This is a genomic window from Paracoccus gahaiensis, assembly GCF_005048225.1.
Classification (GTDB): domain Bacteria; phylum Pseudomonadota; class Alphaproteobacteria; order Rhodobacterales; family Rhodobacteraceae; genus Paracoccus; species Paracoccus gahaiensis.
The window spans coordinates 83,469-106,827 of record NZ_SUNI01000002.1 but is presented as its reverse complement, the minus strand read 5'-3'; the positions used below and the strand labels follow the sequence as shown (position 1 = coordinate 106,827).

At 68.7% G+C, this 23,359-nt stretch carries 12 protein-coding genes and 1 tRNA gene; 2 read left to right on the top strand and 11 right to left on the bottom strand.

What is annotated here, in order from left to right; genetic code table 11:
• Window positions 1-2 precede the first annotated feature (2 nt).
• From gltB to FA743_RS03515, 5 genes are all read right to left on the bottom strand, one after another.
• Entirely contained in the window at window positions 3-4,541 is a 4,539-nt protein-coding gene (gene gltB / locus FA743_RS03535) for a glutamate synthase large subunit (RefSeq protein ID WP_136884507.1), read from the bottom strand.
• The gene (locus tag FA743_RS03530; protein ID WP_136884506.1) at window positions 4,538-5,293 is read right to left on the bottom strand and encodes a hypothetical protein; all 756 of its coding nucleotides are present in this window, start codon (window positions 5,291-5,293) and stop codon (window positions 4,538-4,540) included. The genes gltB and FA743_RS03530 overlap by 4 nt, the downstream gene beginning before the upstream one ends.
• A gap of 65 nt (window positions 5,294-5,358) precedes the next feature.
• Window positions 5,359-6,855: an NAD(P)-dependent oxidoreductase gene (locus tag FA743_RS03525; RefSeq protein ID WP_136884505.1), complete on the bottom strand. Its 1,497-nt coding sequence runs from the start codon at window positions 6,853-6,855 to the stop codon at window positions 5,359-5,361.
• Window positions 6,856-7,004: 149 nt separating this feature from the next.
• Complete coding sequence (locus tag FA743_RS03520) at window positions 7,005-7,808, bottom strand: undecaprenyl-diphosphate phosphatase (protein WP_136884504.1); 804 nt, start codon at window positions 7,806-7,808, stop codon at window positions 7,005-7,007.
• Window positions 7,808-8,791 carry a complex I NDUFA9 subunit family protein gene (locus tag FA743_RS03515; RefSeq protein WP_136884503.1) on the bottom strand — a complete coding sequence of 328 codons (984 nt, stop codon included), beginning with the start codon at window positions 8,789-8,791 and terminating at the stop codon, window positions 7,808-7,810. Before FA743_RS03515 ends, FA743_RS03520 begins: the two co-directional genes overlap by 1 nt.
• A 200-nt stretch (window positions 8,792-8,991) precedes the next feature.
• Here FA743_RS03515 and FA743_RS03510 point away from each other — a divergent pair.
• Window positions 8,992-9,076 (top strand) — tRNA-Leu (locus FA743_RS03510).
• A gap of 65 nt (window positions 9,077-9,141) precedes the next feature.
• On the opposite strand, the gene FA743_RS03505 is transcribed toward FA743_RS03510, so the two are convergent.
• The 3 genes from FA743_RS03505 to FA743_RS03495 all read right to left on the bottom strand — a co-directional run bounded on the left by FA743_RS03505 (window position 9,142) and on the right by FA743_RS03495 (window position 12,680).
• Entirely contained in the window at window positions 9,142-9,714 is a 573-nt protein-coding gene (locus tag FA743_RS03505; protein ID WP_136884502.1) for an ImuA family protein, read from the bottom strand.
• Between the two features lie 66 nt (window positions 9,715-9,780).
• Entirely contained in the window at window positions 9,781-11,409 is a 1,629-nt protein-coding gene (locus FA743_RS03500; RefSeq protein WP_136884501.1) for a Na/Pi cotransporter family protein, read from the bottom strand.
• A gap of 233 nt (window positions 11,410-11,642) precedes the next feature.
• Window positions 11,643-12,680: a ChuX/HutX family heme-like substrate-binding protein gene (locus FA743_RS03495; RefSeq protein ID WP_136884500.1), complete on the bottom strand. Its 1,038-nt coding sequence runs from the start codon at window positions 12,678-12,680 to the stop codon at window positions 11,643-11,645.
• Window positions 12,681-13,199: 519 nt separating this feature from the next.
• On the opposite strand from FA743_RS03495, the gene FA743_RS03490 reads away from it, so the two are divergent.
• Window positions 13,200-14,243 (top strand): tartrate dehydrogenase, encoded by a 1,044-nt coding sequence (locus FA743_RS03490; protein ID WP_136884499.1) that lies wholly within the window; start codon window positions 13,200-13,202, stop codon window positions 14,241-14,243.
• An 84-nt stretch (window positions 14,244-14,327) separates the two neighbouring features.
• Here the strand turns inward: FA743_RS03490 and FA743_RS03485 are convergent, their stop codons facing one another.
• The 3 genes from FA743_RS03485 to FA743_RS03475 form a co-directional block, all read right to left on the bottom strand.
• Entirely contained in the window at window positions 14,328-15,329 is a 1,002-nt protein-coding gene (locus tag FA743_RS03485) for a TerC family protein (protein ID WP_136884498.1), read from the bottom strand.
• A 222-nt stretch (window positions 15,330-15,551) separates the two neighbouring features.
• Complete coding sequence (locus tag FA743_RS03480; protein ID WP_136884497.1) at window positions 15,552-21,299, bottom strand: DUF3320 domain-containing protein; 5,748 nt, start codon at window positions 21,297-21,299, stop codon at window positions 15,552-15,554.
• A gap of 253 nt (window positions 21,300-21,552) precedes the next feature.
• A complete protein-coding gene (locus FA743_RS03475) occupies window positions 21,553-23,358 on the bottom strand; it encodes an ABC transporter ATP-binding protein (protein WP_211242188.1) in 1,806 nt (601 codons plus the stop codon).
• Window position 23,359: the final 1 nt, after the last annotated feature.

Sequence of the window (23,359 nt, the reverse complement as noted above, 5' to 3'; positions counted from 1 at the left end):
CCCTATTCGGCAGGCACCGCGCTCGGCTCCTCGACCGCGGCGATCGGATGGGGCAGATGCACCAGCATCTCCTTGGGGCAGACCTGCAGGAAATTGCCCTTCTCGCGGTCCCAGTTCGACAGGATCTCGTCGGCGCGGCGCGATCCGGTCTCCTTCATGTGCCGGGCGATCAGCGTCTTCAGCTGATCCTCCCAATGCGCCTGCGTCACCGGGCACAAGACAAGCGTCTCGGCGTTGATATAGTCGCGCGCCAGCCCCTCGGGATCATACAGATAGGCCATCCCCCCGGTCATGCCCGCGCCGAAGTTCGCGCCGATCCGGCCCAGGATCACCGCCACGCCGCCGGTCATGTATTCGCAGCCGTTCGACCCGCAGCCCTCGATCACCACCGAAGCGCCCGAGTTGCGCACCGCGAATCGCTCGCCGGCCCGGCCCGCCGCGAACAGATAGCCGTTCGTCGCGCCATAGAGGACCGTGTTGCCGATGATCGTGTTCTCGGCCGCGACCAGCGGGCTGGACATCGGCGGGCGCACCGTGATGGTGCCGCCCGACAGGCCCTTGCCCACATAGTCGTTGGCGTCGCCCGAGACCTCGATCTTCAGCCCCGGCGCCGCGAAGGCCCCAAGCGACTGGCCCGCGCTGCCGGTCAGGCGCACCGTCAGGTGGTCGGGCTGCAGGTCGTTGCGCATCCCGAACTTGGACACGATCAGCGACGAGGTGCGGGTGCCGATGGTGCGGTGGGTGTTCCTGACCGCATAGGACAGCTGCATCTTTTCGCCATCCTCGAAGAAGCGGGCGGCATCCTTGACGATCTCGCTGTCCAGCGTCTCGAGGACCGCATTGCGCGGCTTGGTGCGGTCATAGACGATCTTGTCCGCGCCATCGACGGTGATCAAGAGCGGGTTCAGGTCCAGATCGTCCAGGTTCGCCGCGCCCCGGCTGACCTGCGTCAGCAGGTCGGCCCGCCCGATCACCTCGTCCAGGGACCGCGCCCCGATCGAGGCCAGGATCTCGCGCACCTCCTGGGCATAGAAGGTGATCAGGTTCACCACCTTGTCCGCCGATCCGGTGAACATGGCGCGCAGCTTCTCGTCCTGGGTGCAGACGCCCACCGGGCAGGTGTTCGACTGGCACTGGCGCACCATGATGCAGCCCATCGCGATCAGGGCGGCGGTGCCGATGCCGTATTCCTCGGCCCCCATCATCGCCGCCATGACGATGTCGCGACCCGTGCGAAGGCCCCCGTCGGTGCGCAGGGTGACGCGCTCGCGCAGCCGGTTCATGGCCAGAACCTGATGCGCCTCGGTCAGCCCCATCTCCCACGGCAGGCCCGCGAACTTGATCGAGGTCGCGGGCGACGCGCCCGTGCCACCATTGTGCCCCGAGATCAGGATCACGTCGGCCTTGGCCTTGGCCACGCCCGCCGCAATCGTGCCCACGCCACTGCTGGCCACCAGCTTCACGGTGATCTTGGCGCGCGGGTTGATCTGCTTGAGGTCATAGATCAGCTGCGCCAGATCCTCGATCGAATAGATGTCGTGATGCGGCGGAGGCGAGATCAGCATCACGCCCGGCGTCGAATGGCGCAGCTTGGCGATCAGCTTGGTGACCTTCATGCCGGGCAGCTGCCCGCCCTCGCCGGGCTTGGCGCCCTGCGCGACCTTGATCTCCAGCTCCTCGCAGGCGTTGAGGTATTCGGCGGTGACGCCGAAACGGCCCGACGCCACCTGCTTGATCTTGGCACAGGGGTTGTCGCCATTGGGCAGCGGATGGCTGTGCGCCGGATCCTCGCCGCCCTCGCCCGAATCGGACTTGGCGCCGATCCGGTTCATGGCGATGTTCAGCGTCATATGCGCCTCGGGCGACAGCGCACCCAGGCTCATCCCCGGCGTGACGAAGCGCTTCCGGATCGAGGTGATGCTCTCGACCTCCTCGATCGGCACCGGCTTGCCGAAGGGCTTGATGTCCAGCAGATCGCGGATGTGGATCGGCGGATTGGCCCGCATCGTGGCGCTGAACTGCTTCCAGATGTCATAGCTGGCCTTCTCGCAGGCCACCTGCAGCAGCTTCATCGTGTTGGCTTCCCAGGCATGCTTCTCGCCCGAGCGCCGCAGCTTGTAGAAGCCGCCGACCGGCAGCATGTCCACGTTGTCGGTGTGGAAGGCCACCTGATGCAGCCCCTCCAGCTTGCCCTGCAAGCCGTGCAGGCCGATGCCCGAGATGCGCGACTGCATGCCGGGGAAATATTCCGCGACCATGGCGCGGGACAGCCCTACCGCCTCGAAGTTCAGCCCGCCGCGATAGGAGGACAGGACCGAGATCCCCATCTTCGCCATGATCTTCAGCAGACCCGCATCGATCGAGGCGCGATAGCGGCGCATGCAGTCCACCAGGCTGCCCGTCAGCAGCCCGCGCTCGATCCGGTCGTTGATGCTGTCCTGCGCCAGATAGGGGTTCACGGTCGTGGCCCCGCAGCCGATCAGCACCGCGAAGTAATGCGGGTCGATGCATTCGGCGGCCCGCACGTTGACAGAACAGAAGGTCCGCAGCCCCTTGCGGGTCAGCCAGGAATGCACCGCGCTGGTCGCCAGGATCATCGGCATGGCGACGCGGTTCGGCCCCTGCGCCTCGTCGGTCAGGACCAGATGGCCCGCACCCGATCGCACGGCATCCTCGGCCTCGGCCCGGATGCGCGCCAGCCCCTCGCCCAAGGCGTCCGGGCCCGCATCGTCGGGGAAGGTCGCGTCGATGATCGTCACCGTCTCGCCGAACATCTTGACCATCTCGGCAAACTCGCCGGTGGCCAGGAAGGGGCTTTCCAGCACCACGATCTCGGTCTGGCTGCTGCTTTCGTCCAGCACGTTCTTGAGGTTGCCGAACCGCGTCTTCAGCGACATCACCCGCGTCTCGCGAAGCGAATCGATGGGCGGGTTCGTCACCTGGCTGAAGTTCTGGCGGAAAAAATGGCTCATCGGGCGATACTGGTTGGACAGCACCGCCGGCGGCGTGTCGTCGCCCATCGACGCGATGGCCTCCTTGCCGTCCTCGGCCATGGGGGCCAGAACATGCTCCAGCTCTTCCATGGTCAGGCCGGCGGCGGTCTGACGGCGCCGCAGCCCCTCGCCCGAGAACTGCACGACCTCGGGCAGGTCGCGCATGATGTCGTTCAGCTCGGTGACCTTCTCGATCCACTCGCCAAAGGGCTGGCTGCCCGACAGCCGGTCCTTGAGGTCGGTGTCGTGGTAGAGCTTGCCCTCCCACATGTCGACGGCGATCATCTGGCCCGGGCCCAAGGCGCCCTTCTCGCGCACGAGGGTCTCGTCCACCGGCACCATGCCCACCTCGGAGCCCGCGATCAGCAGGTTGTCGCCCGTCACGACATAGCGCATGGGCCGCAGCCCGTTGCGGTCCAGACCGCCGCAGACCCACCGCCCGTCGGTCATCGCCAGGGCTGCGGGACCGTCCCACGGCTCCATCACCGCGTTGCAATAGGCATACATGTCGGCCCAGGCCTTCGGCATGTCGGTCGTGGCCTTGGACCAGCTTTCCGGGACCAGCATCGTCTTGGTCATCGGCGCCGACCGCCCCGACCGCACCAGCACCTCGAAGACCGCATCCAGAGCCGCCGAATCCGACGATCCGGCGGGCACGATCGGCTTGATGTCCTCGGCCGCCTCGCCGAAGGCGCTGGAGGCCATGCGGATCTCGTGGCTGCGCAACCAGTTCAGGTTGCCCTTCAGCGTGTTGATCTCGCCGTTATGGGCCAGCATCCGGAAGGGCTGGGCCAGCCACCATTGCGGGAAGGTGTTGGTCGAATAGCGCTGGTGATAGATCGCGAAGGCCGATTCAAACCGCTCGTCCTTGAGGTCGGGATAGAATTCCGCGACCTGCTCGGCCAGCATCATGCCCTTGTAGATGATCGACCGGCAGGACAGCGAGCAGAAATACAGATCGCGCACCTGGGCCGCGATGGCGGCCTTCTCGATCCGGCGGCGGATGATGTACAGCTCGCGCTCGAATCGGACCTGGTCGATGTCCTTCTCGCAGCGGATCAGGATCTGCTCGATCTCGGGGCGGGTGGCATTGGCCTTGTCGCCCAGCACGGCGGTGTTCACCGGCACATGGCGCCAGCCATAGATGTAATGGCCCATCCGCAGGACCTCGGATTCCACGATGGTCCGGCAGGCTTCCTGGGCGGCAAAGTTCGTGCGCGGCAGGAAGACCTGCCCCACCGCGATCAACTTGTTCTGGTCGGGTTCGTGGCCGGTGCGGCGCACCTGGTCATAGAAGAACCGCACCGGGATCTGCACATGGATGCCCGCGCCGTCGCCGGTCTTGCCGTCCGCATCCACCGCACCGCGATGCCAGATCGCCTTCAGCGCGTCGATGCCGTTCTGCACGACCGTGCGGCTGGCCTTGCCCTCGATATTGACGACGAAGCCCACGCCGCAGGACGAATGCTCGTCCTCGGTCCGGTACAGGCTGTTCTTGTCCATCCACTCGCGGCGGGTTTCTTCCGAGGCTTTCCAATCCATGGTCATGAGGTGGCCCTTTCCTGCGGGATCTGCGTCATCAGCTGATCGCAGTCGAATTGTGGGGTGGTGGAGCCGAAGCCGGCCTCCCCCGGAAAGATGAACAGCACGGGGCTGTCATCCGTCTGCGTGCGGGCGCCGGTCCAGTCGCTGCTGGTCTCGACCCCGCCGAAAAAGCGACCGAAGTCGCGGCTGACATACTGGCTGCCGCTGCGTTCGATCAGCACCTCGCCATCGGCGATGCGGGTGGTCAGCTGGAATTCGGTGCGTTCCAGATCCTGCCCGTCGATGGTCACCGTCTCGCCGGTCAGGATGTCGAAGCCCTGATGGCGCAGGCGCTGGCCGTCATCCGTCTCGGTCTCGAAGTCGAATTCGTCGCGGCCCGTCTCGATCAGCTCGGAAAAGCTGGCATCGTCCTCGGCCCCCTCGACCAGCCGGTCGATCAGGCCCGAATTTGTGCTCTGGCTTTCGATCCAGCGCGTCTCGGCGTCGATGGTCGACATATGGAACAGCCCGTCCTGCCCGAAATGCGCGCTGCGCTGGTAGCCCTCGGGATCGGCACTGCAGGTGTAATACTGGCTGACCGTGCAGCTGCGGTTCTGCACCGTCATGGTCATCTGGCACCCCGCCGGAGGGGTGAAATTCGCCGCCCCGGCGCGGGGGGCCGAGATCGCCCATGCCCCCGCCAGCACCAGAAGCGTCAGCAGGGCTGACCCGATCTGCAAGCCCGAACGGTTCGGTTGGGCGGCGGCAACAGCCACCGCGCGTTGCCTGTGTACGCCCTGTGCACGTCCGGTGACTGTCCGGTGGCCCATCGGTGCGCCCCTCATTCGGCGGCGATCCGGGCATCGCCCGTCAGGAAGGTGGCGATCGAATCGGCCGCCTCGCGCCCGTCGCGGATCGCCCAGACCACAAGGCTAGCGCCCCGCACGATGTCGCCCACCGCATAGACCCCGGGGATCGAGGTCATGTGCGTCTGGAAGCTGGCCTTGATGGTGCCCCAGCGCGTCACCTCCAGCCCATCCACGCCCCACAGCTTGGGCAGGTCCTCGGGCTCGAAGCCCAGGGCCTTGATGACCAGATCGGCGGGCTCGTCATAATCGGCGCCCTCGATCAGTTCGGGGCTCTGGCGGCCGGTCACGTCGGGCTGGCCCAGACGCATCTTCTGGATGCTGACCGAGGCGATCTGGCGGACCGTGCGCACCGGTCCGTCCACATCGGCCTCCTGCGCGGCCGCGAAATCGCCCGTCACATGGCCGACAAAACTGCCGGGGCCGGAAAGCCACACGAATTCAACGCCTTCTTCCTCGGCATTCTGGACCTCGCGCTGGCTGCCCGGCATGTTGGCGCGGTCGCGGCGATAGAGGCACTTGACCGATTGCGCGCCCTGCCGGATGGCGGTGCGCACGCAGTCCATGGCCGTGTCGCCGCCGCCGATGACGATGACGCGCTTGCCCTTGGCGTTCAGCTCGCCATCCTCGTAATCGGGGACCTCGTCGCCGAAATCGACCTTGTTGCTGGCGGTCAGATAGTCGATGGCGCGCACGATCCCGCCATGATCGGCATTGTCCAGATCCAGATCGCGGGTCTTGTAGACGCCCGTGGCGATCAGCACCGCGTCATGCTTGCCGCGGATCGCGTCGAAGCTGATATCCTCGCCCACATTGCAGTTCAGCACGAACTCCACGCCGCTGTCGGCCAGCCACTTGTTGCGGCGCAGGACGATGTCCTTCTCCAGCTTGAAGCCGGGAATGCCATAGGTCATCAGCCCGCCCGCGCGGTCGTAGCGGTCATAGACGGTGACCTGGAAGCCCTGCTTGCGCAGCATGTCCGCCGCCGCCAGCCCGCCGGGGCCCGCCCCGATGATGCCCACCGATTCGGCGCGCTCCTGCGCAGGCGCGAAGGGCTGGACCCAGCCGTTGTCCCAGGCGGTATCGGTGATGTATTTCTCGACCGCGCCGATGGTCACGGTGCCGTGGCCGGACTGCTCGATCACGCAATTGCCCTCGCACAGCCGGTCCTGCGGGCAGATGCGGCCGCAGATCTCGGGGAAGGTATTGGTGGCCTGGCTGACCTGATAGGCCTCCTGCAGGCGCCCCTCGGCGGTCAGGCGCAGCCAGTCTGGGATGTTGTTGTGCAGCGGGCAATGGCTTTGGCAGTACGGCACGCCGCACTGGCTGCAGCGCCCCGACTGCTCGGCCGCCTTGGCGGCGGCGAACTCGCGATAGATCTCGTGGAAATCCTCGCTGCGTTCGGCAGCGGCCCGTTTTTCCGGCATCTCGCGCGGGGTCGAGACGAATGTGAGCATCTTCTGCGTGGCCATGGCTGCGCACCCTCCCTGAAAGGTCTTCCGCAATCCCAATAAACCAAGGCAATTGTGATGAAAAGTCAGCAAGGCTGACCTATTGGCGAGTTTTTCGCGCTGCGGGGCAGAAAATAGCCGCCTCCGCGCGACTATTAGGTCAGCATGGCTTACATACCCGCCATAAGTGCCAGTAATGCCACGCTTCCGACCCCGATGCGCCACCACGCGAACAGGGCGTATCCGTGCTGGGACACATAGCCCAGCAGCCAGCGCACGACCAGGATCCCGGCCAGCAGGGCAGTCACGAAGCCGACGGCGATGTCACCCAGGGCCGCCGCGTCCAGGATATCGCGATTTTGCCACAGGTCGTAGGTGAATGCCCCCAGCATCGTCGGCATCGCCAGGAAGAACGAGAATTCCGCCGCCGAGCGCTTGTCCGATCCCAAGAGCAGTGCCCCCACGATGGTCGCCCCCGATCGCGACACCCCGGGGATCATCGCAAGGCACTGGATGAACCCGATCTTGAGCGCCATGGACAGCGGGAAATCCTCGGCCCGGTGATAGCGCGGGGCGACGGCGCGGCGGTCCACCCACAGCAGCACGAAGCCGCCCAGGATCAGCATCACGGCGATGAGCATGGGCGTCTCGAACAGCACCGTCTTGATGAACTCGTGGGCCAGCACGCCGATCACGACGGCGGGCGCGAAGGCCACCAGCACCGCCGCGACGAAACGCCGGGCCGCCGGGTCATGCGGCGCATCGCGCAGGATCTGCACGATCCGGGTCGCATAGGCGCCCAGGATCGCCAGCAGCGCGCCCAGCTGGATCAGCACCTCGAAGCTGCGCCCGGGCGAGTCGAAGCCCAGGAAATGCCCCGCCAGCAGCAGGTGGCCGGTGGAGGACACGGGGATGAATTCGGTCAGGCCCTCGAGGATCCCCAGGACGGCGGCAACGATCGTATTGGATTCCATCAGTCTTTACGCAGGTTCTTGGCCGAGCGCTTGATCGCGTCGTATTGTCCCGACGGCCGGAACCGCACCAGATAGCTGTCCAGGATGGCGCTGGCGGCCGAGGGCTGGATGCCCAGCTCGCGGAAGCCCTTGGCGCCCGGCGACACGACGTTGTCGGTGCGCAGCAGCGCCAGCTGGTCGCGGCTCAGCGGGCTGGTGAACAGGCCGCCGGTCAGCTTCTGCGTCATGTCCATCGCGGTCGCGGCGATGCGCGCCACCGGGAAGGGCAGGTTGACCACCGCGCGGCGGCGATGGACCGAGGCCAGCACCTGATCCACGATCTGCCGGGTCGTCAGGATCTCGGGGCCGCCCAGCTCGTAGATGCCGGGTTCGGCGGCGCCCGTGGCGCCCATGACGGCGGCCTGGGCCACGTCCTCGACATGAACGGGCTGCATGCGCGTCCGGCCGCCCACGATGGGCATCACCGGGCCCATCCGGGTCATCCCGGCAAAGCGGTTGTAGAAATTGTCATCCGCCCCGAAGATCACCGAGGGGCGCAGCACGACCGCGTCGGGGCGATGCTTCAGCACCGCCGCCTCGCCGCGCGACTTCGAGGCGATATAGGCGCTGTCCGAGTCCACGTCGATGCCCAGGCCCGAGATATGGACCATCCGCGCGACGCCCATCTCGGCCGAAAGGCAGGCGATATGTTCGGCGCCGGTCTCGAACACCGTCTGGAAGGTGCTCTTGCCCTGCGGGGTCAGGATGTTGACGCAGTTGACGGCGGCATCCGCATCCGACAGGGCGGCGCGGACCGACAGCTCGTCGCGGATGTTGCACATGACGGGCATGACCTGGCCCACGGCACCAAAGCTGCGGGTGAACAGCGCCTCGTCGGGGCGGCGGACGGCGATGCGCACGCGCCAGCCTTCCTTGGCCATCAGCCGGGCCACCTGCCGGCCGACAAAGCCCGATCCGCCGAAGATCGTGACCAGTTTCGCCATGGGCGTCGCGCCTCCTACTCATGTGCCGAAATATCGGGTGATCCTTACCCAAGCACGGGCCCTGCGGCAAGCCACAGCGGGGTCGCGGCCCCTGCCCCGCCCGCTGCCGGCAGGATGCCTTGCACAAACTGTCAAAAAACTTGCACGTCCCCCATTGACGCCCCCCGGTGCGGGCTTTAATCAGCCGCTCATACCACGTTGCCCAGGTGGCGGAATTGGTAGACGCGCACGGTTCAGGTCCGTGTGCCGCAAGGTGTGGAGGTTCGAGTCCTCTCCTGGGCACCACCATAAAAACCCCCGGAAACAATTGTTTCCGGGGGTTTTTGCATGTCCGACGCAGGCGGTCCGCCCTATGCCGGAGGCGCAGAACCGTCCTGGGCCAAGGCCGGCACAGGGTCCCCCAGGTCCGGCGCGTGCCATTCCGGCAGCCATTCCCCCAGCAGCCCGCGCTTGTTCTTGATGCGCGCCCATCTCTGCCGCGCCATGCCGGGACGGGTCGCGGGCAGCGGCGCGCAGTGCCAGCGGCTTTCGGTGGCATTCGACCCCGCGCCCTGCCGGATCAGCATCAGCCCGGTCGTGCGCCCCGCCTCGGCGGCCAGCTGCAGGCGGCGCCCGGCGGTCAGGGACAGCGGGCGCTGCGGCTCGGCCAGCACGATGCCCGTGACGCGGGCCCGCAACGCCTCTTCGGTGGCCCAGAGAAGATCCGTGTCCGAATTCGGGCGGATCATCCGCAGGCGGTCGGTCAGGCCCGGCGGCAAGCCCCCGGGGAACGGGGTCCAGGGACAGCGCGCCCGGCGGATCCAGAAGACCGGGCCGGGATGGCGCATCGCCTGGAACAGCGCGAAGACATGACGGCCCGGCCCCTCGGCCTCGTGGATGCGGGCGGGGGCAAGGCTTGGCGGATCGGGATCGGGGGCGTCCATCGCACATCCTTTCACCGCGAACATTGCATGAACATGCGCCGAAAACCACCCCCGCGTCGCCGTCGGTCAGCGCGTCCTCAACCGGCTTTCGATCAGCAGCCCTTCCTCGTCCAGGATCGGATGGGCGACCGAGACGGCATGGGCGTTGATCCTCTTGAGGTCGCGCAGCAGGTCCAGATGCAGCGACGAGGTCTCGCGGCTGTCGCTCTGGTCCTCGCGCAGGCGGATCAGGTGGTGCTGCGCGGACTGGCGTTCCAGATTGCGGATCTCGACCTTCTGCTCCATCAGGCGCCGGGCCATCTCGCGGTCGCGGGTCATGAAGACCGTCTGCGCCATGCGCAGGTTTTCCTGCGTCATCAGGAACAGACCATCCAGTTCCGCATAGCCCTCGTCCGAGAAGCGCAGCCCCTGGCCGATCTTCTTCTGGACCTCGGCGGCCAGCCCCTTGGCGATGATGTCGCCGATATGTTCCAGGTTGATCACGTAATCCAGCACGGCGATGGACTGGCGCCGCTCGGTCTGGGTGGCGGCCCCGGTCAGGCGCGAGAGATAGTTCTTGACCTCGTGCTGGCGGCGGTCGACCTGATCCTCCAGCGCCATGACCTCGGCCAGAGGCGCCGGGTCGTCGCTGCGGAAGGCGGCGCGGGTGCGGACCATCATCCGCTCGACCGTGTCGCCGATGTCCAGCACCTCGCGGCTCGCCCCGGCAAGCGCCAGAGGCGGCGTGTCCAGGACCGCATCGTCCAGCCAGCGCGGGCCGGTTTCGGCTAGCCCCGCCTGATCGGGGATCAGCCGCAGGGTCAGGGCGCAGACCAGCCCGTTGAAGGGCCAGATCAGCGCCGCCAGCACCAGGTTGAAGGCCAGATGCGAGGTCACCGCCATGCCCGCCGGATCCAGCGGCAGGTCCGCCAGCGCCGCCGCGGCGGGCCCCGCGAAGGGCAGCGCGATCAGGCAGCCGATGGCGCGGACCGCCAGATTGCCCAGAGTCACCCGCCGGGCCGAGACGTCCAGCCCACCCGTGGCCAGCACCGGCGCCATCGCCCCGCCCAGATTGGCGCCCAGCATCATCACCACCGCCAGCTCGGGCGGCAGGACCAGCGATCCGATCAGCAGCACCGCCGCCAGCGAGGACGAGCACAGCAGCGCGATGACGGCGGCAAAGACCAGCGCCACGGGGCGGGCACCGTCCAGCATCGGCAGGAAGGCCGCCAGCTGCGGAGAGCTGCGCAGGGGCTCGGTCGCCTGATCCAGCAGCGTCAGCGACAGCAGCATCAGCCCCACGCCGATCAGCCCCGCGCCGATCCCGGTGCCGACCGTGCCGCCCCGGCGCCGCAGGACATAGCCCGCCAGCACCAGCAGCGGCACCGCCGCCGCGATGTCGGCCGACACGATCACCGCCGTCAGCGCCGTGCCGACATTGGCGCCCAGCAGCACGATCTGCGCCCTGCGGATGCCAATCATCTCGCGATGCACGAACGAGGCGGTCAGCAGCGCCGTCGCGGTCGAGGATTGCAGCCCAAGCGTGGCCACGACGCCCGACACGAAGGCGCGCGGCCCGGTCCGCGTCCCGGCCCCCAGGATCATCTTCATCTTCAGCCCGAAGGCCTCGACCATGCCGTCGCGCACGAGGCCCAGCCCGAAGAGCAGCAGCGCCACCGCCCCCGCCAGTTGAAGAAAGACGACGATCGACTCCATGCCCTGCCCCGTTCTGCCATCCGCACGCCACGCCGCACGGACCTGTCACATGACCGACAAGAAGCTGCCATATCAAGGACCTGCAGGGACGTCACAGCAAGCCGCACCGGGCCCGGAGGGTTCCGTGGCCCGGGCCGATTGCCGATCGGGCAGCCGGTATGGGCCGGGGTCTGGGGGATCCGGGGCGGATCGGGTGCCCCCGGCGGGCGACATGCCTCAGGACCGGCAGACGCTCAGCGGTCGTCGCCCGGATCGTCGACTGCATCGCCCAGCCCCTCGACCAGGCTTAGCCAGGCGGCAGGATCGCCGCCCTCGTCCTCGGCCATCCCCCAGCACCGATAGACCGACGCCCCTTCGGCATCGAAGGCCTCGACCGACACGACCGGGCCGCGCGGCGTCGGGATCTCGAGCCGCCAGAGTTCGGCCAGATGATCGGTGCGAAGATGCAGGCTGAAGCGCGCATCCACGACGTTCAGCAAGGGCCCCATCGGCCGCAGGCTGCGGATCGGGCCCGCATGGATCTGGCGGCAGCCCGGATTGCCGACCTGCAGCCTGACCTGCAGTCCCTGCACCCGGATCGCGCGAAGCAGCGCCGTCCCGGCCTCGGCGGGCAGGCGTCGCGCAAAGGGTGGCGCGGCCTGCCGGCAGGCGCCAAGCCGGTTCATCCCCAATCGCAGGGCCAAGGGGTCCAGCTGATCGGGACCCGTCAGCGCCGCCCACCCCTCGCGCAGGGCCTCGGTCTGCGCTGCGTCCATCCGGGCGCCTTCGGGCGCGGCGCGCGGCGTGAAAGCGACGGCAGCCCGCGCGTCGGGCAGTGCCAGATCGCGGCACAGATCCTGCCAGGCGCCGTGATCGCTGCGCTCGCGCAGATGCATCTTGTGGACCGCATCTCCCGCCGCATCGAAGATCTGGACCGAGCGGTGCCCCTCCAGATCGACGGCGAAGGCGTAGACCCAATGGCGGGGATCGATATGCAGGTCGATCTGCGCATTCCGCACCGCCGCAACCTCGGCGCCGTCGTGAAAACCCTGATAACTGCCGATCGTCTCGATCACGCAGGCCCGGTTGCGCGTCACCGCCATGACCGTGCCCAAGCGGCCCACCGCCGGGATCAGCCGACCGGGGCGGGCATCGATGCGCTGCGCGCCCTGGCCCAAACCGGCCTCGACCAGCGCCGCCTCGGGAAGGCCCATCTCGGCTGCGACATCATGATGGCGCAGCACTGCCTGGCGCTTCAGCGCATCCCGGCGCGCAGGGTTGGGATGGATCATATGGGCCTCGGGTCGCGGAAAGCAGCCTCCACCGATCCGGCCGAGGGGAATAGTTGACTATAATAGTAGGAATTTCCGCAATGGCAAGTGGGCGCGCGTAACAATTGTTATTTATTAAGTCAGGCGCCGAACATTGCCCGCCCGCGACCCGCAGTCGCCAGATGACGTAAGGTCAGCATAGCCGAACCTGCGCCCCGCGACCAGATTGCGAAAGGTTTGCCCCTTGCCGACTGGCGGCAGCCCGCCGATCTTGCCCTTCAAGGCCCCGAATTCCGGCAGGCCGGACCGGCACGGCTGCCTGAGGCACGGGCAGTCCCGGCCCGGCTCCGGCCCTGTGGACCGCCTCAGGGAACGACCGCACAGGCGCCTCCGGCGCGTCTTGGGCATCTTTACACCCGGCCTGTCCCGGGCGATGCCTGCGGGGCGGCGGGTTCGGGCGCCCCCTTGGAACGCGCGCCGAAGCCCGCGCCACCGCCGTCCAGGACCGTGCCGACCGACCGACCCAGAGAAAGGCCCCCCATGACCTCCGACACCCCCCATCGCATCGCCCTGATCCCCGGAGACGGCATCGGCACCCCTGTCACCGAGGCCGCCCTGCAGATCGTGGCCGCCAGCGGCGCCGCGGTCGAGACCGTCACCTTCCCCTGGTCCTGCGACCACTACCTGACCACCGGCGCGATGATGCCCGAGGATGGCATCGCCACCCTGCGCGGCTTCGACGCGATCTTTCTGGGCGCGGTCGGCTGGCCCGCGCGCGTGCCCGACAGCGTCTCGCTGCACGGGTTGCTGCTGCCGATCCGCAAGGCCTTCGTGCAATACGCCAACATCCGCCCGCATCGCCTGCTGCCCGGCGTCGAGGGGCCGCTGAAGACCCGCGAGTTCGACATCCTCTGCATCCGCGAGAACACCGAGGGCGAATATTCCGGCGCCGGGGGCCGCGTCCATGTCGGCACCCCCGACGAGGTCGCGGTCGAGACCTCGGTCTTCACCCGCACCGGCGTCGAGCGCATCCTGCGCTTCGGGTTCGAGCAGGCGCAGGCGCGGCGCGGGCATCTGGCCTCGGTCACGAAGTCCAACGCGCAGCGGCACAGCATGGTCTTCTGGGACGAGGTGACCGAGGAACTGGCCGCCCAGTATCCGGACGTTCAGGTGACGCGCTATCACATCGACGCCATGTGCGCGCGGATGGTCATGGCGCCCGAGACGCTGGACGTGGTGGTGGCCTCGAACCTTTTCGGCGACATCCTGACGGATCTGGGCGCGGCGATCCAGGGGGGCCTGGGCTTTGCGGCCTCGGCCAATATCGACCCGACGCGCCAAGGCCCGTCGATGTTCGAGCCGGTGCACGGCTCCGCCCCCGACATCGCGGAGCAAGGCATCGCCAACCCGATGGCCGCGATCTGGTCGGCGGCGATGATGCTGGACCATCTGGGCCAGACCGAGGCCGGCGCCCGCATCATGGCCGCTTTGGAGGCCACGACCGCCCAAGGCATCGGCACACTACAGGGCCGCGACAGCACCGACGCCATCACCAAGGCCGTGCTCGCGCATCTGGAAGACTGAGGCCCGCGACCGGGCAGCGGGGTTCTCCAAGGGGCCCCTGGGCCCCTTGGACGTGGGGGTGCGGGGGAGCAGGCTCCCCCGCCCTCAGTGCCTCGGCTCGCCGAATTCCAGCGGCTCGGGCTGCTGGCCGCGCGTCTTGGCCAGCGACACGACGACGCCGATCGTCAGGATCACGAAGGTGATGCCAAGCGACCAGGCGGGGGGGAACTTCTCCCATCCCATCAGGTCCGCGATGAAGATCTTGGAGCCGATGAAGATCAGCAGGATCGACAGCGCGTATTTCAGATAGGCGAAGCGGTGCAGGATCGCCGCCAGCGCGAAATATAGTGCCCGCAGGCCCAGGATCGCGAAGATGTTCGAGGTATAGACCAGATAGGGGTCGGTCGTGATGGTGAAGACCGCCGGGACCGAATCGACCGCGAAGACCAGATCCGCCACCTCGATCACGATCAGCGCCAGCAGCAGGGGCGTCGCCCACCGGACCAGCTTGCCGGTCCTGGGGTCGGGCTTCTTCACCATGAAGGCATGGCCGTGCAACTCGTCGGTGACGCGCATGCGGCGGCGCAGCCAGGCCAGCATCTTGTTGTCGGCCATGTCGTGGGGCTGGTCGCTGGCGAACAGCATCTTGACGCCGGTGAAGATCAGGAAGGCCGCGAACAGGTACAGCACCCAGTGATAGTTCTCGACGATGGTGGCGCCCAGACCGATCATGATGCCGCGCAGCACGATCACGCCCAGGATGCCCCAGAACAGCACCCGGTGCTGGTATTCGCGCGGGATCGCGAAGAAGCTGAAGATCAGCGCGATGACGAAGATGTTGTCCATCGCCAGCGTCTTCTCGACGATGAAGGCGGTCAGGTACTGCGCCATGGGCTCGCCGCCCATCGACCAGTAGATGAAGCCCGAGAAGGCGATGCCCAGGGTGATGTACATGGCGGACAGCTTGAGGCTCTCCGCGATGCCGATTTCATGATCGTCCTTGTTCAGCACGCCCAGGTCGAAGACCAGAAGCGCCACCACAAGCGACAGGAACAGCAGCCACATCCACAGCGGCTTGCCCAGAAAGTCCAACAGGAAAAGATCCACGATGCCCTCGCACGATTGCCATCGCGCCCGGATCGGGGGAATGCAGGGCCGCCGATGCACCGAGCACGCTCGATGCGGTCCGACATCGCAAAGGATCTGATGATCGTTTTGCCAGAGGGGCCCGGTCCCGCAGGTGGCATTTGGCGCCAAATCCCGCGCATTGCAAGCCCCCTTGATGCGCGCGCGACGCCCGTGATCCGCGCGCCACAGCCCCGCCCATGATCAGCTCGTCCCCGCCCCCCGCCACCAGTCCAGACAGGCCGACAGATAATCGCGGGCATCCCGGCTGAGACGGGCGATCCCCATCAGCCGGGCCAGTTCCAGCACCGGGTCCTCGGCGGTCCCGATCCGGTCGGCATGGCCGTCGATGACATCCGCGATCTCGACCCGGGAAATGTCGCGCAGGGGGCGGTCGTCCATGCCCCGGAAGCGGACAGGACCGTCCGCGGCGCCCTTGGTCCACAGGAAGCGCACGCCGTCCTCGGCCCGGATGTCGAAGCGGTCCTGCAACGCGGTGATGCGGCTCTGGATGCGGGCCCCTGTGCGCTGCCAGCCATGCAGCTGCGAGATCCGCCGCGCGAGAGAGGCCTCGGGCAGTGGCCCGTGGGCCTCCACGACCTTCTGCATCAGCCGGCGCAGCTCCGGGGTATAGCTCTCGTCGAAGAAGCGCGCGGGGTCGTGGCGGATCCCGAAGGCCTCCGCGTCGGGCGGATCCTCGGCGGCAGGCGCGGGCGGCTCCGGCAGATCCTCGGGCGGGGGCGGCTCATCGCGGGCGCGCTCGGCGGCCTCGGCCCGGCGGGCGCAGTCTTCGGCCAGCAGCGCCTGCAGGCGGTCGTCGATGCGCTGCAGCACCGCTGCGGGGCTGCGGAACCAGTCGGTCGACCAGATGCGCAGGATCGACCAGCCCAAGCCCTCCAGCACCGCCTGCCGGATGCGGTCGCGGTCCCGCGCCGTGGCCGAGGAATGATAGCGCGCGCCGTCGCATTCCACCCCCGCCAGCCAGACCCCCGCATGGTCGGGATGGCGCACGCCCAGATCGATGCGGAACCCCGACACGCCGATCTGGCTGTGGACCTGCCAGCCCCGGCCGGCCAGCGCCTCAAGAACCGCCTCCTCGAAGGGCGATTCGACGGGGCCGAGCGAGCCGCTGTCCCGTGCCGCCAGCGCCACCGCGCCCCGGTCCGCGAAATCGAGGAACGCCTTGAGGTCGGCAACCCCGCGCGCGCGCGTCCGGGTCGTGTCGATCTGCTCGGCGCCGATCGAGGCGAAGACATGCAGCTCGGCCCGCGCCCGCGTCACCGCGACGTTCAGGCGCCGTTCGCCGCCATCCTTGTTCATCGCCCCGAAGTTCATCGTCACCCGGCCCGCCAGATCCGGACCGAAGGTGATCGAGAACAGCATCACGTCGCGCTCGTCGCCCTGGATGTTCTCGACGTTCTTGACGATCACCGGCTCGTCGCGCGCATCGGCGAAGAACCATTCCAGCCGGGGATCGGCCTTGCGCGCGGCGTCCAGCAGGTCGAGGATCAGTCCCTGCTGCTGGGCGTTGAAGGTAATGACCCCCAGGGTCGGCCGCTCGCCCTCGGGCAGGCGCAGCCAGCCGGTCAGGCGCTGGCGGATGAAGGCCACGATGGCCCGGGCCTCGACCGGGTTGGTCGCCCCCGTGCCGCGCTGATAGGTACCCGCGACCCGGTGCAGCCGCACCGCATCGCGGGTGGCGTCGGGCGAGGGGAAGGTCACGAGGCCGCCATCGTAGTAGAAATGGTTGGAAAAGGCGATCAGCGCCTCGTCGCGGCTGCGGTAGTGCCAGGTCAGCCGCAAGGTCGGGATGCCCGCCGCCGCCACCTCGTCCAGGATCGAGGGCATGTCCTTCTCGAAATCGGCCAGATCCGCATCCTCGTCGTCGTCCTCGGTGCGGCCGAAGAAATTGGTGGGCGGAAGCTGCTTGGGATCGCCCACGATGATCGCCTGCCGCCCCCGCGCGATGGCCCCGATCGCATCCCAGGTCGAGATCTGCGAGGCCTCGTCAAAGATCACCAGATCGAACTGCGCCTGCCCCGCGGGCAGGTATTGCGCCACCGACAGCGGCGACATCAACACGCAGGGGGCCAGCCGGGCAAAGCTGGTCGGCATGTCCGCGATCAGGCTGCGGATCGCCCGCGTCGGGCGCTGCAGCCCCAGCTGGTGGCGCAGACCGCCCAGTTCCGAATTGCGCGGCACCGCGTCGCGGGCCGGCAGGTCGTTGCCCAAGCGCCGCATGACCTCGGGCGCGGCCAGCCCCGACAGCGTGTCGTCCAGGTCCCGGAACCGGGCGATCAGCGCGTCATGTTCCCAATGCGCAAAGCCCCGCAGGCAGGGATCGGCATCCATTGCCGGGCGCAGCCACCAGGCCATGTAGGCCTGCTCGAAGGCGCGGCCGGTGTCAGGAAGATCGGCCCCCTCCTCCAGCGCGCGGACCAGCGGGGCCAGCCCGGCGCGGGTCGCGGCCTCGCGGGTGGCGCGCCATTTCAGCCAGTCGCCGAAGCGGTCCTGCAGATCCTCCAGCCCGGCCAGCAGCGCGGCACCGCCGGGCGGCAGCGTGCCGCCCAGATCCGCGAACTCGGCCCCGGCCCGCGCGGCCTCGGCCCCCGCCTCGCGCAGGGCCCGCAGCAGAGGCGCCAGATCGCCGCCCGAGGGCTGCGACAGCTGGGACCGCTGGTCCTTCAGCGCGGCTGCGGGAAAGCCTGCGGCATAGAGCTGGCGTTCCAGATCCAGATAGCCCGCCGCCGCGTCCAGTTCGGCGCCGATGCGGGCGATGTCCGACGCTTCGCCCGCAAATCCGGGCAGCGCGTGCAGCTCCGATCCCGCAATCTCGGCCTGTGCGCGGGCCAGCAGCCGCAGCGCCGGGATGTCGCGCGCCGGATCGGCCTTGCCCGAGACGGCATAGCCCTGCAGCATCCGGCGCAGCCTGCCCTGCGCCATGCCGCCGAAGGGCCAGGACCGGGCCAGCGCCTCGCGCCATTGCAGCTCCAGCGCCTCCAGCGGCATGTCGGGCAGGGTCGCGTCGGGATAGCGGGCCGACAACCCGGCCCGGGCCTGGGCCGCGCGGGCGATGGCATCGGTCAGGCGGTCCAGTTGGCCGCGCGCCTGCTGCGGATCGCCCAGGGCACCGGCCGCGATGCCGGGCCGGTCCAACCGTTGCCGGGCCAGCAGGTCCAGCGCGGTGGCGATGTCGGGGCTGTCCGCCCCCGCCGGAGGCAGGCCAAGGCGCAGGGCCAGCGCCCGGCGCGCTTCGCCGGCGGCATGGCGCGCCATCCGCAGGGCGCGGGCGATCTCCAGAAAGCGGTCCTGCCAGGCAAAGGACCATTCGCCCCGATCCAGCAGCGACAATGGTCCTGCCGGGTCCAGATCGCGGATGCTGCTGTGGCGCGTGCCCAGGTCGACCGCCAGATCCCGCAGGCGGGCCCAGCCCTCGGCGTCATGGCTGTCCTTGTTGTCGAAGCGCAGCGCAAAGCCCGGGCTGCCCCCCGCCACCCGGCCGATGGCCTGGAACACGCTGAACCCCTGGCTGCCGGGGCGGTGCAGGGCATCGACATAGGCGTTCAGCCCGTCGCGGGCCTGCCGCAGATCCTCGGCCACGCGCACCCAGTCCTGCGCGGCCCCGGCGCTGGCGCGGTCCCAGGACCGGCCCAGCTGGGTCAGGACGGACTTGCGGTCGGCCTTGGTGGAATGCAGCTCCAGCACCGCCTCGCCCAGGCCGCTGCGGGTCAGGCGGCGATGCACCACGTCGAGGGCGGCGGATTTCTCGGCCACGAACAGGACGGTGCGGCCCCGGCCCAGCTGGTCGGCGATGATATTGGCGATGGTCTGGCTTTTTCCGGTGCCGGGCGGACCGATCAGCACGAAATCGCGCCCCTGGGCCGCCGCCAGCACCGCCGACAGCTGCGAGCTGTCGGCAGCCAGCGGCGCCAGCAGATCGCCCGGCCCGTGGCGGCGGTCGATCTCGGCCGGGCGCGGCAGAGGCGTTGCGGCCCCCGCGAAGGCCTCGGAGGGGGTGTCGACCAGATGCGCGACCAGTCGGCTTTCGCGCAGGCTGTCGGTGCGGTCGACCAGATCCTTCCACATCAGGTATTTGGCAAAGGAGAATGTCGACAGCGCCACATCCTCGACCACCTCGAAGCCGGCCACGTCGCGGACCCGCGCGCGCAGGATCTCGATGATCCGGGCGATGTCCAGGCCGCTCTCGTCGCGCGGCAGGTCGCCCTCCAGCTCGGGGATGCGCAGCTCGAAATCGCGCTTGAGCATCTCCAGCAGGGTGGCGTTGATGCGGACCTCGTCCTCCAGCTGGCCAAGCCGGAACTCGGACTGAGCCGAGCGGCGCTCCAGCCGGGCGGGCAGCAGCAGCAGCGGCGCGCGATAGCTGCGGGCGTCGTCGCCGCTGCGCTTCCAGCGCAGAAAGCCCACCGCCAGGAACAGCGTGTTGGTGCCGCCCTCGGACAGGTCGCTGCGGGACTTGCGGTAAAGCTCGGTCAACCGGTCGGTCATGTCGCGCGCCGACAGCGGCACGGCGATCTGGCCCCGGGTCAGGGCGTCGCGCGCCAGATCCCGGTCGATCCGGCGCGCCTCGTCAGGGGCGATGTCGCGCCCCGAGACGGCATTCTCGTCCTTCAGCGCCAGCAGGCGGAAGACCTCGCCATGCGCCAGCCGGTCCTCGGTCCCCGATATGTCGACGCAGAGCAGCGGCACCGCGCCCCGCGTCTCCCGGAAGTTCAACAGCCGGTTGCCAAGCGACAGGTCCAGCAACCGGCGCTGCCAGCGCGCGATGCGGCCCATCGGGGTCGAGGGAGCCTCGACCGACAGCTCGCCCGGCAGCAGGCCCAGATCCAGCGGGCGCGGCAGGGCGGCGGGCTGGGCGGCGCCCTCGTCCGGGGCGCTGCCGTCCTGGGGGCGGTGGCTGGCCAGGGGCCGGATATGGGCGGCGCGGGCGCGGTTGATGTCGACCGCCTGCAGGAACTCGGCCTCGCGCGCCTCGGACAGGCGGTCACGACCCCGGACCGTGGCCTCCTCGAAGCCGATGGCCGGGCGGTGGGTCAGCAGCGTCGTCTCGATCGCCACGAATTCGCGCGCGACCAGCGCCTTGCGGACCGCGACCACGTCGGGCTCGACCATCTGGCCGAAATCCTGGGGAACCAGCCAGACGCCCATCCAGGCATGGCCTTCGGCGAACAGCACCGCCGTGTTCAGCCCCGCCGCCTCAAAGGCCGCGGCCAGCAGCAGGCTGCTGTCGAGGCAGGTGGCCAGCCCCTCGCGGGCGATGCGGTCGGGATCGCGGATCTTCTGGCCCGCCTGCTCGAACGAGGCGGGGGGCACGGCATAGGTCAGCCCAAGCCCGGTGGCCGCTGACCAGATCGCCCCGGCCAGCATCCAGACCCGCAGCGGATCGCCGGACTGGTATCCATCCATCGCGCCCGACAGGCCCGCCGCCTCCAGCAGACGCCCGGCCTCCTTCAGCAGCCGGGCGACGGCGGGCTGGTTGGGCGAGACGAAGGCCGCGAGGACCCGGTCCATCTGGCCCAGCCCGCCCCATTCGTCCCGCGCCAGCATCTCGACCGGGTGGGTCGAGACGCATTCGGGCAGATCGCGGGCGGTCAGGCGGAACTGCAGCTGGCCGAACTCGGCCTCGTCCAGCCCGGCCAGCAGGGCGCTGTCCGGCGCGGTGTCCAAATCGGCCAGCTGCACGGTCGTGCCCGGCGCGATGCGGTCGATCACCCAGGTCTTCTCGCGCAGGATCCCCGGGTGGGCGGACAGGGTCAGGCGGACATCGCACTGCGCGTCGGGGCCGGGATTCTCGATGCCAAGCGCCTTGACCACCGCCACCCCGTTCTGGGCCGAGGCAAAGTTGACCCGGCTGGCCAGGACCGGATGCAGGACCAGCCCAAATACGGGCGCGGCGGGGTCGGTCGGTCGGAGGATCGAGGGCTGGTCCTGCATGATCTGGCTTTCAGAAAGGTCGTGTCGGGCAGGACGGCAGGGACCGTCCGCAATGCCGGTGCCGCAAAAGCGAGCCGGAGGACCGGTTTAGCCCAAATTGCAGGCAGGCTGCAATGCGGCGAACAGGGCCCATCTTCAGCGTCGGTTGGGAATGGAGGGGCCGGGACGATCGTCGACCGGCGGGCGGGGATGTCCGGGAACCAGGTTCCTGACAGGGAGGCCGGCGCGGATGTCCCGCACCGGCCACACGGCCTCAGCCGGCCATCACGAAATGCCGGTCCGAGACCTGGCGCCACTGGCGTTGCGGCGGCTGGAAGCCCAGGGGGCGGACCGGGCTTTTCAGCTCGTCGATCTCGCCGCCCCGGCGCAGGCCCCGGCGGGCGGGATCGGGGATGGGCACGGCCGCGATCAGGCGGCGGGTATAGGGGTGTTGCGGATCGGCAAAGATCGCCTCGCGCGGGCCGATCTCGACGATCTCGCCCAGATACATGACCGCGACGCGGTGGCTGACGCGTTCGACCACCGCCATGTCGTGGCTGATGAACAGATAGGCGAGCCCCAGGCGATCCTGCAGGTCCATCAACAGGTTGCAGACCTGCGCCTTGATCGACACGTCCAGCGCGGACACGCTTTCATCGGCCACGATCACCTTGGGATTCAGCCCCAGGACGCGCGCGATGGCGATGCGCTGGCGCTGCCCGCCGCTGAACTCGTGCGGATAGCGGTCCATCATCGACCCGTCCAGACCGACCTGGCGCAGCAGTTCGGCGGCACGGTCGCGGGCCTCGGCCCGACCCGCCAGCTTGTGGGTCAGGATCGGCTCGATCACCGTCTGGCCCACCGTCATGCGCGGGTTGAGGCTGGAGAAGGGATCCTGAAAGATCATCTGCCCTGACCGGCGCATCCGGCGCAGATCGCGGGCGCCGGCGGTCAGCACGTCGAACCCGTCCAGCTGCACATGGCCCGCTTCCGGCTGCACCAGTCGCAGGATCGACCGGCCCGTGGTGGATTTCCCGCAGCCCGATTCGCCCACCAGCGACAGCGTCTCGCCCTGCCACAGATCGAAGGACACGTTCTCGACCGCATGAACCTTGCCCGTGGGCCGGCCCAACAGGTCCGAGCCGCTGCCGAATCGCGTGACGAGGTTCTTGACCGACAGGACCGGAGTCGCGCTGCGGTTGATCGGGTTGGACACGGCGGCCTGGGCGGTGATCGTCCCGCTGTCCATGTCCACCGAGGGAAAGCGCAGCGGCCAGTCCTGATCCGTCATGTCGCCCAAGCGCGGCACGGCGGCCAGCAGCGCGCGGGTATAGGGATGGCGGGCATCGGTGAACAGATCGGCGGTGGCGCCCGTCTCGACCCGGTCGCCGCGATACATCACCACGGTGCGGTCGGCGATCTCGGCCACCACGCCCATGTCATGGGTGATGAACAGGACGGCCATGCCCTGCTCCTCCTGGATCTCCTTGATCAGGTCCAGGATCTGGCCCTGGATGGTCACGTCCAGCGCGGTCGTGGGCTCGTCCGCGATCAGAAGGCGCGGGCGCGCGGCCAGCGCCATGGCGATCATCACCCGCTGGCGCATCCCGCCCGAGAACTGGTGCGGGTATTCCTCCATCCGCGCGGCCGCATTGGGGATGCGCACCCGGTCCATCAGGCGCAGCACCTCGGCCCGGACCTGGTCGCGGGCGACCTTGCCGTGGCGGATCAGCAGTTCCGCGATCTGGCGGCCTACGGTGAAGACCGGGTTCAGCGAGGTCATGGGCTCCTGGAAGATCATCGCGATGTCGTTGCCGCGCACCGAGCGCATCTCGGCCTCGGTCAGGGCCAGCAGATCGCGCCCGTCCAGCAGCACCTGCCCCGAGACGCGGGCGCGGCTGTCCAGAAGGCCCATGATCGACAGCGAGGTGACGCTTTTGCCCGACCCGCTTTCACCGACGATGGCGACGGTCTCTCCGGGCTGGACGTCGAAGCTGATGTCGCGGATGACCTCCTTCCAGCCATCCTCGGTCTTGAAGGCGGTGGTCAGCCCGCGCAGGGACAGGATCGGTTGGGTCATG

What these genes read in the sequence shown, in the direction of transcription:
- FA743_RS03475 (WP_211242188.1), bottom strand. Translation starts at nt 23,358, where the DNA reads ATGACCCAACCGATCCTGTCCCTGCGCGGGCTGACCACCGCCTTCAAG.
- FA743_RS03495 (WP_136884500.1), bottom strand. Translation starts at nt 12,680, where the DNA reads ATGATCCATCCCAACCCTGCGCGCCGGGATGCGCTGAAGCGCCAGGCA.
- FA743_RS03515 (WP_136884503.1), bottom strand. Translation starts at nt 8,791, where the DNA reads ATGGCGAAACTGGTCACGATCTTCGGCGGATCGGGCTTTGTCGGCCGG.
- FA743_RS03520 (WP_136884504.1), bottom strand. Translation starts at nt 7,808, where the DNA reads ATGGAATCCAATACGATCGTTGCCGCCGTCCTGGGGATCCTCGAGGGC.
- FA743_RS03525 (WP_136884505.1), bottom strand. Translation starts at nt 6,855, where the DNA reads ATGGCCACGCAGAAGATGCTCACATTCGTCTCGACCCCGCGCGAGATG.
- FA743_RS03500 (WP_136884501.1), bottom strand. Translation starts at nt 11,409, where the DNA reads ATGGAGTCGATCGTCGTCTTTCTTCAACTGGCGGGGGCGGTGGCGCTG.
- gltB (WP_136884507.1), bottom strand. Translation starts at nt 4,541, where the DNA reads ATGACCATGGATTGGAAAGCCTCGGAAGAAACCCGCCGCGAGTGGATG.
- FA743_RS03505 (WP_136884502.1), bottom strand. Translation starts at nt 9,714, where the DNA reads ATGGACGCCCCCGATCCCGATCCGCCAAGCCTTGCCCCCGCCCGCATC.
- FA743_RS03490 (WP_136884499.1), top strand. Translation starts at nt 13,200, where the DNA reads ATGACCTCCGACACCCCCCATCGCATCGCCCTGATCCCCGGAGACGGC.
- FA743_RS03480 (WP_136884497.1), bottom strand. Translation starts at nt 21,299, where the DNA reads ATGCAGGACCAGCCCTCGATCCTCCGACCGACCGACCCCGCCGCGCCC.